At 48.4% G+C, this 12,649-nt stretch carries 9 protein-coding genes; all 9 read right to left on the minus strand.

Annotated elements, in window-relative coordinates; genetic code table 11:
- Positions 1-104: 104 nt before the first annotated feature.
- Positions 105-962, minus strand: coding sequence for a hypothetical protein (locus QMA35_RS13660; RefSeq protein WP_281647710.1), 858 nt, complete (start codon positions 960-962; stop codon positions 105-107).
- A 10-nt stretch (positions 963-972) separates the two neighbouring features.
- Positions 973-2,145, minus strand: a complete 1,173-nt coding sequence (locus QMA35_RS13665) for a hypothetical protein (protein ID WP_281647711.1) — start codon at positions 2,143-2,145, stop codon at positions 973-975.
- Positions 2,146-2,197: 52 nt separating this feature from the next.
- A complete protein-coding gene (tssA, locus tag QMA35_RS13670) occupies positions 2,198-3,490 on the minus strand; it encodes a type VI secretion system protein TssA (RefSeq protein WP_281647712.1) in 1,293 nt (430 codons plus the stop codon).
- 55 nt (positions 3,491-3,545) lie between these two features.
- A complete protein-coding gene (gene tagF, locus QMA35_RS13675) occupies positions 3,546-4,274 on the minus strand; it encodes a type VI secretion system-associated protein TagF (RefSeq protein ID WP_281647713.1) in 729 nt (242 codons plus the stop codon).
- A 10-nt stretch (positions 4,275-4,284) separates the two neighbouring features.
- A complete protein-coding gene (gene tssM, locus QMA35_RS13680) occupies positions 4,285-7,794 on the minus strand; it encodes a type VI secretion system membrane subunit TssM (protein WP_281647714.1) in 3,510 nt (1,169 codons plus the stop codon).
- A 25-nt stretch (positions 7,795-7,819) separates the two neighbouring features.
- Complete coding sequence (gene icmH / locus QMA35_RS13685; RefSeq protein WP_281647715.1) at positions 7,820-8,641, minus strand: type IVB secretion system protein IcmH/DotU; 822 nt, start codon at positions 8,639-8,641, stop codon at positions 7,820-7,822.
- 19 nt (positions 8,642-8,660) lie between these two features.
- Entirely contained in the window at positions 8,661-9,995 is a 1,335-nt protein-coding gene (gene tssK / locus QMA35_RS13690) for a type VI secretion system baseplate subunit TssK (protein ID WP_281647716.1), read from the minus strand.
- Positions 9,996-10,092: 97 nt separating this feature from the next.
- Complete coding sequence (gene tssJ / locus QMA35_RS13695; protein WP_281647717.1) at positions 10,093-10,569, minus strand: type VI secretion system lipoprotein TssJ; 477 nt, start codon at positions 10,567-10,569, stop codon at positions 10,093-10,095.
- A gap of 126 nt (positions 10,570-10,695) precedes the next feature.
- On the minus strand, positions 10,696-12,315 hold the full coding sequence (gene tagH / locus QMA35_RS13700; protein ID WP_281647718.1) for a type VI secretion system-associated FHA domain protein TagH: 1,620 nt from the start codon (positions 12,313-12,315) through the stop codon (positions 10,696-10,698).
- Between the last annotated feature and the right edge of the window lie 334 nt (positions 12,316-12,649).

A 12,649-nucleotide genomic window follows, 5' to 3' on the forward strand; every position in this document is an offset into this window, starting at 1 on the left:
TTGTGACCTTTTATCTTTTATTCACTCTCACAAACCTTATGGCTGTTTGAGTTTTCTAACGCCTTTGTTATTCAAATAACCGGCTACTTAAATCACCGACCGGCCTAAAACAGCTCCGGGTTCTTCAAATAACGGGCATACAGCTCTTCATCTTCTGGTGTCATCCAGTTGAGAGGCTCCCGGTGTTCGCTGATTTTCTCATTGGGAAAGCGTCGTTGTGCCTCTGCAAGTTGTTGCTGTGCGGTTTCTGAGAGTTCAATTTCCAGGCTGTTACAGATATCTGTGACCAGCTGCTCCATGGGTTGGCGGTCTACTTGTTTATCCACTTTAGCCAGATTACCGCCAGTCCATGTGAGCTGGTCGATACGAAAATCAAGTTGAACCAAACAGTTATCTGCGATTGGAAAAGACAGTGCTTTGACTACATTAGCGGCACCTAAAATATTCAGAGAATCGTAAGCAACAGCAGTAACAGGGCTACGAATAACCACCTTCCAGTTCGCCGGCGACTGCCAATCACAAGCACCATAGGATTTTTCATCTGAATAATCTCTCGTAAGAAACGCATCCAGCTCGCTTTCAAAAACTCTCGGATTAAATAAGGTTTCTCCGTGCTCCAAATCACGCTGTAAAACAGCCAGTGTGAAGTGAATTTGCCCCTTGACGCCAGTAAACCAAGGCCCACAAAAACGCCAGCTACGCTTTAGAGGCACACCACAACGCCATAGGGTTGAAATACTTTCGGGCAGATTGAAATCAGCTCCTGCTAAATCCAGATAACCTTTCTGATATCTGCTGGGATAGCCTTCCCTTGCACGAGGATCCGGTCGATGGGGTGGCATTCTGATACGTATCTTCGTGCCAGCCAAATTGAGTTCGACCTTACCCGCACGGGAAAACGAAGGCCCCTTAGGTACCACTTTGCCTTTGGTTTCACGTAACTCATAGGGAATATAAAACATGTCTTGCTCCCTAGAACTTCGACATTAAGCGGTCAGTGGCATCAGGCGCATTGGCAGACGCAATAGTCAAAGCACTGCCTATAACACCAATCACCGTAGCCGCTGCGGGAAAGCTACCGGAAAAAGCGGCTGCAGCACCCAACGCAGAAACCGTTCCCCAGGCAGATTTCGCATCCTTGATACCCTTCACCACATCAGACGCTCCTTTCAGCAAGGTATAATCGCTTTCATGTTTAAAGCGCTGAAAAGGCACAGACAAACTGGTACCACCAATAAGCTCATTTACGTTGAGAAGGTTAGATTTTCCCATCCCTTCAGCCAGCGTCATGCCCAGTTGCTGACTCAGGGCGTAAGCTCTATCTTTCCGGCTTCTGGCCCGATGGAAATGTACCTTATGGCCTTCAAGCTTGTGCTGGTGGGTCGCCAGTATTTTCATTGCCTGCGTTAATATCGCACTGCCCCCCATATCCGAAAACCAGACAACATTCTTAAGAGACTTAGCCTGCTTCATTGTCTCAGACAATATCACTGCCGCTTCATGCAGATCAGCATCTGTCTCAGCCTTAACTGCCTGCTGATAATTGATCAAACCACCAAGCTTTCCGTTACCAGGGGTAAAAAACAGATCAAAACCTGAAGAACTGACAGTTTGTTCAATACCGGACTGTTTAATACGAGGTGCAATCCTGTTTGCAGCATCAGAAGCTTTCCCATAGCCCCTATCTGCAACCCCAACCACATTTACGCTCCCGCAACCTTCAACAGTTCTACTCTCTTTGAACTTGGTCTCCCACATCTCTCTCTTAGCTTTGACACGATGTAAACCGGGCCTTTCACCGACTTCCTGCTGTTTATCATAATCCCCCGTCGCATCAATCCCGCTGATCACATAACTGCCATCATTCTTCTTCTGAGCCAAAACTGTGCAGCCCGGCATAATCACTTGAAAATCCTGCAACCCTTTATGCATGGCACCGGTGTGCACAAACACATCTTTGCTGTTTACTGCGCCACTTTGCAGCCCCTGAATACTGCGTACAATCAGCCCAGCCCAATAATTAGCATTGCCAGCTTTGGCCACCAACTGCTGGTACACCGGGTAAGCCTGCTTGCTGCAGTAAATCTTTACGCCTTGTCCCTGGCCTGCGATCACCGGCAGACCGGTATGAATAGCTGTAATCACTTCACTGTTCCCTGTTGTTAATCCACTGCCGATAACAAATCACAGTCCATCGTTACCAGCCCACATCTTCCGTGGCTGGCTCGGATGATTGTCCCCAGCCGTCATCGGCGGCCGGTTCTTCACTCTCTTCTGCCGCAGCACTGGCAGGCGCTGCAACAGGTGTGGGTGGTGGTACATATTGAGCAGTAGAACTGCCATCCATAGCGACACCCGTCAGTTGACTGAAAATGCCCCGTGCTGTTTCTTCAGGCATCAACTCCATCATCAGCTCTGCGACTGTCATACGCCCCCAGCGCACTAAACGATCAATGCCGTCTGCTATCGGGGTATGGGGTTCATAAGTGCGGAAATACTTGCTGACTTCTTCTAACTGCTTCAGCGCCTGCTCCCTGTCCACAATAGGCCCGGCCATCATCCCTGCCCCGCCCTGAATGACCGCTCTGGTAACTGTTTGTTCACCGCTAAACCCTGCGTCTTCTGCATCACCTTCAAACTCCTGCTCTGCGACTTCTTCCGGAGCACTCTGAGCGGCAGCCCTTTCAATAATCTCCTGACACAGAAAACGCACAGAACGCAGCACTTCATCCAACAGTGCTGTGATCTGGCTACTTGGCGGTGCATCATGGGAACAGTGCTCATACAGCGCATCATTCAGCGCTTTGTATTCGCTGTTACAGATCTCCAGATCTTCAATCAGGTCGAGATAGAATTGATCCCCGGTGGTGGTAATCGTCTGTTGCACATCGTCCAGAGAGTTACCCAACGTTTCGTAACGCTCAGCACGCTTTTCATCTTCGGGAATTTTGCTGGCATCGTATACCTGCTGGTATTCAAAAAAACTGAACTCACCCTTGTTACCTTCCGCAGTAACTGGGCAATTACGGATAGGAGCCAACAAAGTTCCTTCTGCGCCATCACCATTCAGACCGGTAATAGGAGCGACCTTTGTTTCCAGTCCATCCTCATCCGGTTCGGGATAGAGGCCATCCCAGAAGTTGTCCACAAGTCCGCGCAAAATCGCCAAACCATCCCTTAATCCGGCAAAGCCATGAAGACGAACAGCGGCTTCGATCATCCAACCGGCAATTTCCAAATCCTTGCTGGTGTTCCCCAGAATCTCCTCGCCCTTCTCCAGCACAGGTTTCCACTGGGCCAGAGCTTCTGCGCGAATATCAGCATCGAACAGTCCGGTACGCTCTGTGGCGCGAGCCGTATTACGGGCATCTTTGATGGTGTAGTAGTCGGATGTCGGCGAGCGATCTTCCCGAATATCACTGCCCTGGGGCGTATCTTCAGAAATAGGCGTGAGTATCTTTTCGACATCTATAATATTTGGTGATGGCATATCGACGTCAGTCCCTTGTTCTTTTTGATTCTTATTCGTTATCTGTTGGCATCAGTCAGAATGGGCTGTCCCACTCACTAGCCTGCCACTGGCCATTAAGCATGGCGGTAAAACTGCGTGGTTCAGGCAAACCTTTTTTAAACAGCAGCATAGGCGGCATACTGGCCGACCCAGCACAACTCCAAAGACTGAAACTCTCGCTTTGCAGGCTGAAACCTGCATCTACCATTCGAGCCCAGGCATTGCCCTGATCTGCAGGTTGCGCAACACCATGAATCAGTGAATTACGGGTAAAACCAGATCGTACAACAGGCTGTATCGCCTCACTGGCTTTGCCTATACGTTCAGCAACATCATCTGCTGTCAGGCTTTCCTGTAACGCTTGCAGGGCCACCTGTTCCCAGTGGACAAAGAGATCATCGTTGTTTGCCAGAAAACTGGCTGGTTGCTCGCCATTAATTAATGGAATGGCAATGGTGATCGGAAAATATCGCCCTACCCGGTCAACGCTGGGGACCAATATCCCTGCCCAGGCTTTGCTATCAATAGTCCCTTCCGTTAAAACAAAACGCCAGATAGGGCTGGTCAGATACATATTCAACCAAGCCTCTCCGCATTGTTCGCGACTGGCTGACACTGACTGCTGCAACCATTGATCCCAGCCATTAATAAACGACACCGGAAGACCACGATCAATAAAGTCACCATGGGCTGGCAACTTGCCGTAAAAGCCACTGACTCTTTTCGTAGCTGCTGCAACAGGCATGGGTTGAGAGACCATCATTCCTCTTCTCCTACAGCTTCGATGACAGCTTGTACTGTCTTAACAAAGACTGTTTGAAAGGATTTACGCTGCTGTTCGCTATTAAACGGAAGCGCGCTTCTCTGCCCCTTTCATGAAAAGTGACCTGATACTCACGCGGATCACCAGTCGCACTCAATTTGGAAGCGTCCAACAAACGGAACCATGCCCAGTCTCCTTCAAATTGCTTGCGATTGACCGTTTCATTCAAATCTTCAAAAACAACACGAGCTCGTGAACTATCTGCAGAATCCCAGTTGAATTTCTTCATCACTTTGGGGCCATGGGAATAGTTCAAACGCTGGTCGCCAAGTTCCAGCGAGAACAGACGGATATCAGAGTCCAACTTTGAGGGCTGCAACTGGAAGCCAACCTGCAGATCACTGCCACCTTTAAAGAATGATTGGCGAATCTGGGTAGCACGCTTTAACTGTTTCAAACTGCTTCCGGAAACTGCCAGTCCACGACCATCCAGCGTCTTGGTTCGCCAGGTACGGGTACTGACAAAAGGCTTCAAATAATCATCAAAGAACTGGGATTCTACACCACCTGGCTGGAAGAACCGGTTGAAGTCCTGCAGAGGAGCTTCACTGTCGGCATTATCCGACAGAGGATAACGACCGGAGAGACTGCGTTTGTAAACCGAATAAACCTGCTCATTCCAACTGTTATTGACATAACGACGGGTTTCACTCAGCAGCAGATTCCAGCTGTAATCAGCCATTTCGTTGAGCCAGGTTTTCACTGGCTCTGGAGATTGGGCTGCTTTGATACGCACACGCTTAATCACATCATTACCACCGCCCTGGAATCGAGCTCTGGCAACCTTAAAGGCCTGTTCACTTGGATCAGGAGCGTGAGCCACTTCGCCAAGGAAGTCATGCAGCTCGCGTACAACAGCCAACGTATCCTGTAGTTGTGGCGATTGAACATTACGGGTTTTCAGCAAGCCTTGAATATCCTGAAATTCCAGATCAACAATTGTGGGCTTACGGGTTTTGGCGAGCAGCTTTCCTGCCGCTTCTGCTCCGGGAATAGCGCTGCCAGCTTCCGGCACGGCCAGATCAGGGGTAAGTTCTGTATTTTCAGCTATCGCTTCCAGAACACCCTGCAAGGGTGAGTACACTGGGTCGGCCATTACCTTCAGACTGGCTGTTGCATCAGTCAGACTCTTAAAAGGTTTGATATGAAAGCGGCCTATAAACCCTTTCCAATATTGCCCATACTCTGTCAGATAAATTTTTCGAATCTGGTCAGCAATCTTCTGACGATCAGCTTCACTGAAATCTTCACCTTCCGTCTGCCCATACAGCCAGCGGTCTTTCTCAAGATCGGTTAACAGTGGAGAGTCAGAACTGTAGTCAGCCTGTTCATAAGCCGTACGGGTAAACAATGCAGGTGTGACAAACGTGGCGTTATCGGAACTGATACCAAACACCTTTTCCGTATCACCACCAATCACGCCGTAAGTGTCAACATCACCACGCAGTTCCGGGTCATTCTTTAACTGACCATAAAGACGCAGCGGCACGGGAATACTGCGAATCTGCTGGCGTGCGCGAGCTATCAGGCGTTCATCTGCAACTTGTTCACCAAATTCCAGCGTTAACAAACGCTCCAGATGATTATTTAATTGCTGCTGTTTGGATGCCTGACCGGTCAATTCATCCTGCCAATGGAGTTTCGCCCACTGACTGATAGCCGAAGCATCACGGCGTTCAGGGTTAACAATCATCAGATAAACACGAAGAAGCTCAATCACCTTGCCATCACTCCTCCCGCCAAAACGCAATTGCTCTTCAACTGTTCGCTGAAGTGTGGGCAGGAAGACTGAAACAAGTTTGTCGTCGTATAAGGTATTTGCCGACTTATCGACAGCGCTGTCATAAAGACCAAGTGATGTCAGCCAAGGGTGCTCTTCTTGAGCATAAACAGTGCTGGCTGCTTTCAAAGAATTCAACGCTGGTAGCGCATCTTCCGGGGAACTTTTGCCACTGAGATAGGTTGAGTCTTCTTTAAAGCGATTGAGGTTATCGCTTACCTCACCAATCAACTGCTTGTTTTTACCGACACTGGCACCCCAGACAGTAAGCGTTCCGGCAGCGACCAGAAACAGGCTTGCAAGAGTGGCCCGGCGGGCCCAGAGTATAGTAGATTCAAAACGACGATTGACGCCAACCAGTTCAGATTCCGGGAAAATCACATCTTTCAGCAGGCGGCTGATAAAGAAGCTCTTACCACTGTTCATCTGCTGTTTACCAAGCTCCCTTGGCAAACCAAAGCTGGCAGATACCGAGGCCATCATACGATCGATTGGCGTTCCTTCCTGGGTGCCGCTGGTCAGGTAAATCCCACGAAGCAGTGGACTGGCATGATATTGATTATCACTGAAGGCCTGCGTCAAGAAATCAGAAACAATATCCTGCAGACTACTCATGCGGGATGGGAAACCCTGCAGAAGTGAACGACGCTCAACATCGCGCTCCTGATGAACCAAGCGCAGCACGCGATTATTTAAACGCTCGATGAGAGCCTTGTATTCATCATCGAAACGATTCAGGTCAACACGCCCCCGCCTTTCTTTATTCATCCCATTGGCAGGAAGTTCAAAGGTCACGCCCCATACCTGCTCGCGCTCGGCCTGGGAAAGGCTGGCAAAGAATTCACTAAAGCCGGCAATCAAATCGGTCTTGGTAAACATCAGATAAACCGGGAATTCTATACCCAGTCTTTCACGGAGCTCATCCAGTCGCGCACGAATGACTTTGGCATGCTGATGCCTCTGTTCTTCCGTCTGCAGCATTAAATCCTGCAGACTGATGGCGACCATCGCCCCATTAATGGGGCGTCGACGGCGGTGTTTTTTTAATAGATCAAGAAAACCTGCCCAGGCAGCATTATCAACAACCCGATGGCTGTCCTGAGTGGTATAGCGGCCAGAGGTGTCAATCAATACAGCTTCATTAGTGAACCACCAATCACAATGACGGGTTCCGCCAATACCACCAAGGGCTGCTTTGCCGTGACTACTGGCGAGCGGGAAGTCCAGGCCGGAATTCACTAACGCAGTTGTTTTACCCGATCCTGGCGGGCCGATAATGACATACCAAGGCAGTTGATAAAGTGATTTGTTGCGACCTGAAACATTAAAACGTGATTTCTTTAGAACCGTCATCGCTTCGCGGAAACGATCTGACAGTGCATTCATCTCTTCCTGGGTGCGATCATCTTCAGGATCAACAGCATCAGCGCTGGCAGACTGAATACCTTCCAGCAATTCATTGTTCTGACTGCGCTCCCGCAGCATCATAACCAAACGCCAAATCACCCACGTAAAGGTCATCACTAAAATAATAATGCCGCGTGTGGCATAACTCAGCGTAGTGCCATCAGCACCAAAACGTACATATTCAGCACCGAACCAGACCACAATACTCAGGGCCAGCAAACCAATAATTCCAATTACCCAGGGGTTCCCCAGAAACGCGATTACCCGCTTCATACTTCACTCCATGAAAAAGCTGTCATTACCCTTGAACATCTTTGCTGACAATCAGTTGCTGCATTACGTCGATCACCGATTCATTACCCTGAAACAGCCATACCGAAAAACCAGCATAAGCAGCAACAAGGACGGCCAGAGTGACTGCGCCATAGACCCAGAGAGGAACAAATTGCATTAAACCCTTGCCGTTTCGACCTGAGCCCTGCCAGTGGGGTGAAAGTTCGTTATCCGTGTAATCACGGTGGGACTGAATAGTTCTGTAGAGGTTATCCCGCACGGTTTCCAACTGGGCATGGCCATTGGCAGCCAGTCGAAACTTCCCTTCAAAACCAAGACTCAAACAGATATAGAACAGTTCAAGTATGTCGAGGTTAAGGCTGGCGGTTTCCTGAAGTCGCTGCAAAATGGCGAAACATTTCTCACCACCAAATGTTTCGCGATGAAATGTACTGAGCAATGACCGCTGGCTCCAGCCTGAGCGCCCACCCCAAGGCGTATTCATCACTGTTTCATCTAATACCGTACACAGCAGATAGCGTGCTGCAGCCGCTTGCTCCGGGCGAACCCCCTGAATGGTCAGGGTCTGATCAAATTTCTGAATTTCCCGGGTCATCAATTGATGAAGCTGTGGAGCTTGGCTGTATTCCGTGGTGGTGCGCAATTTAATGATCAGCGCCAGCAAAGTAGACGCTGCATTGACCACTGGGTTAAGTGCATTGTGCACCCGATATTCTATCACCTGAGGCTGGGGCGTTTGTGCAACCGAAGCCTGAACATCTGGCGCAGCAGCGGGTGCAGGCTGATGACTGCCTGGGGTTGGAATGATTACGGTTCTGTCGTTCATAGATTCCTTCCTTCAGGGCTCAATTACGAATGGCCCACAGTTCCATATTCAAACCAGGAAATTCAGCCCCCAGATGCACAGCAAAACCACCAGAATTTTTCATGGATTCCCAAGCTTTACCGGTTCGCTCTAATTCGAAATAGGCAAACCCGGCATGATACGGAATCTGTCTTGGTGCTACGGGTAACGGACGTAACATAATGCCAGGCATAGAAGCACTGATGAGCTCCCGTATCACTTCCACAGGAGCAACTTTGGCCTGGGATGGAAAATTACTGCGCAGTGCATCGCCGGGAATATCTGCCTTAACGGCCAGCACAAAAGTTCCCTCAGACACCAGAGAACGATCGGTAATTGGAGAAACATAGATGCCAAACTTGCGCTGGGTTAGTTCCATAGAGATAGCGGTTTGCTCAAGAACCATGCTAAGAGACTGACGAAGGCTGGCAAACAGAGACGCAAAGACATGACCAAGGTCATCCTGACTAAACGCAGGAAATTCTTCTGCCCGTTTTTCTTTCCGGGTAAAGGTCGCCAGCTCGCCAGCCAGTTGAATCAAGGATTTATAAAGTTCAGAAGGGTGTAACTGTTTCTGGCGGCGCATTTCTGCAATCAGTGGCTCATTGCGGTTTATCACCTGCAGTAAAAGATAATCAGCAATTTCTGCTGAACCAGCACGACCACTGTCACATAACCTGTGCCCCAAAGCGTTGCCCCGCTGACGTAATAATCCGGCAAGCTCTTCAAGATAACCACTGGTTACAGATGACAGCTGACAGTCCAGCAAGGGAGGAATAAAGTTGTTATCCAGCTTGACCGGTTTATCTGGAAGACGCTCCTGAACCCGGGTAATCCCAAGGCAGGCATAGCCGTTTCGATCTTCAGAAGCCGGCTTCAAGGTAAGAGCCATGGATCCTGTTTCAATAGAAACCGTTTCACTGCTCTCAGAAGCACTATTACGCACATCACCACTGGCACTGACAAACCGCGCCTGGGTTAACTCTTCACCCTGCCGGATACTCTCGCGCACTCCCGGGCGACGCAGAGGCAGACAGAGGTACACAATGTCATCCCGGGTGTTCGCCGCAACATCAATGATTGCAGGCGGTTCTTCATTGTCCGGTATGGAGAATGGTGTTCCATCCGGAAACACTCCTTCCGCCTCAATGACCGATATTTTCCCTAAGCGTAAAAGCTCCAGATCCAGCCGCAGTTTTTTTAATCCCCAACCATAAGCGAAACAAGCGCCGACCCGCCCTTCAATGAAATTTTCAAGGTAGCGTTCCTGCTGTTGGAAATGCTGAGGTCGAAGAAACATTCCCTCCGACCAGACAACCTTGCTTTTGTTCGACATCCACTATCTACCGTAGAAAAGCCCCTGTTTTATCGCGAGTGGAGGGGGCATATTCCTCTCACGCCATTCTTCCTGAACAGAAACACAAAACCTGTCATCAATCAGAGCTCTGGGCTAATCCGCGCTCATCAGCAATAACGGAGAAATCGTTGCCATAGTGAGCCCGAACAGGTAAAACCAACATGGTTTTGGTGTCGCCATAACGGGAATACTCTGCCATGACACCGAGATAACGAACTTCAGGCGTTAATTCAATTTCTTCGAGGCGATTCTCACCTGGGGCAATTTCTTTTAGTTTGACTGTTCCTAACAAATCACGGCCAAGGCGGTCTTCTGCCTGTTCATAAAGAGCCAAAAAATCTTCTCTTTCGAATTGACGGGCATCCGCTAACTTAAAGACGCGGATAACTAGTGGTGATGGTCTACCATCATCATCCAGGTTAATGTCATTTGTTGCGCTAATTTGTAACTCTGCCAGCGTATCGAAATTTAATACTTCACGCCCTGTACTGCAGCCGGTGATAAATACCACAAGGAAAATACTGAATACATAACGAAAAACTTTTTTATTCACAACTGAAAACCTCTCTACCCCAGCGTTAATATTTTCAAACCCAATCATAAAAGACCAAAATGATAGAACTTCATGACAGACTGCTTACGCCAACAAACAGCTCTAGCTCGCAACTTTAAGAAATTATTAAATATTTCTTACAGCATTAAGCTCTGCAATCTTCTTCTCATAAGCCTCAGCAAATACTTCACCAAACATCTGGTTGTAAGTTTTCTCAGGATCTTTACGGAGATCATTAAGCCAATCCTGATAAGACTCCCAGTTTTTGGCTTTCTTGTTACTCATGAAACCTTTGTTTTGATTACAATTAAAACGTGCTTCCAAATTCTCTGGAGCAAACTGCGACAACATAAATTCAAATGCTGAACGCATGGCAGCCAAAACAGCAACCTGATGATCTGAAATATTATCAAAGCTGTCGCGCACAGCTTCTGAAGGTGAAAGAAACGCATTACTGTTTCCACCAAACATCATCCCTAATGCATCATGGGCCGATGCAGAAAACTTTAAAGGGTTGTTATCCTGACTTTGAATCATCGTGCGCTCAACCCTAAGCTCATTTTTGATAATGCTGCGAGCACGCAACAAATCGATTAATCGGGTTGATGTTTCGCGAATAAAAGCACCGGCTTCAGATTCCAAATTTTGCAGACTGGCGGCGTCAACATTCTCCACTCCCAGCTCACGCGCCAAGGTTGCACTACCAGCAACTGCTACTTGCTGCCCCTGTACAGGTGCAACAGGTTGTGATGGTGGAGCAACAGGTGGTGGAGCAACAGGTGGCGGAGCAACAGCAGGCTGCAGCGCCTGTGGAGCTGGTGCAACTTCAGCCCCTGGCGCAAGCAATTCATCCAAAGACATACTATCCAGAGAGCGCGCCACCTCTGGTTGAGCAGCAGCTGGCTGTACAGGCACAGATTGCTGAACAACAGGTTGTGGATTAACCACGGGCTGAGGTGCTGATGGCGAAGGCTGGAAAGGTTGTTGCGCAGGCTGCGCCTGAGGAACAACCATAGACTGCTGTTCCGCAGGCACATGATCACTACTATCACTTGCCCACCAGTCATCAGCGGTATTTTGATTGCCACTCCACGGATCAGCCTGGGGAGACTGGAATTCAGGAGCAGAACCCGAAAGTGCAGCCAACGGATCAAGAATATCTTGCCCTCCGCCCAAGCTATCGAAGGATGAGGGAGCGGCCAGAGGGTCTATTGCTGCAGATGGGGGAGCAGAATCAATTGCCCCCCAAATATTTTGAGAAGCAGACTGCTCTTTTCCAGGCTCCAGCCAGTCATCAAACTGCGCTCCAGCATCTGGCTTGTTCGGCTCAGGCTGCATAGCCAGAGAACCGATTGTTGTCTTATCCGAAGAATCGAGAAAATCAACGCTTCCCAAACCATCAGGAAGCTTATTATCAAAAACTTTCAGGGTTGATTTTATTTGATAATGACCAACACTTATTATATCACCGTCGTTTAGTTGAGCTTTATTGCCAGAACCTAGCGAATCATCGCTACCATTAATAAAGGTTCCATTAGTACTCTTATCGAAAACAAAATAAGAATCACCGGAAAACACAATATCAGCATGAACAGAGGAAACAATCCTCTCCACATCAGGCAAAACCCAACTATTGGAATCAGCACGACCTATGCTGCCCCCAGATTTTGCAAAGACCTTCTTATGACCGACCATATTTGTCTCAACAGGCCCGTCAATCACTTCAAGAATAAGTTCTTCTGCCATCCTCGGCTCTTCATGTTATAAGGCTGACTTGCAGCAAAACCCTTATTACCACTTACCATGCGACATACTAAATACAACAAAAAAGTCACAACTTCTGGCAGCCTTGTGGATACTATCCTATGCACTGACTACTTGGCTAGACATGGCTCCCTAATTCATCATACTGTCATTTTGAAAATTAAAAACGTGAACAGTGTCAAATTTCTTGTCCATTCATAAAACCGATATTACAATCGCAAACACTAGCAATAAAGATGCGTATTCGAACAACAAAAATAATCATTCTCGAGCGCAGGGTTAAAGTCTTAAATCACTAATAGTTATCAAGCGATGT

This window comes from Parendozoicomonas sp. Alg238-R29, from assembly GCF_947331445.1.
In the GTDB taxonomy this organism is placed as follows: domain Bacteria; phylum Pseudomonadota; class Gammaproteobacteria; order Pseudomonadales; family Endozoicomonadaceae; genus Sansalvadorimonas.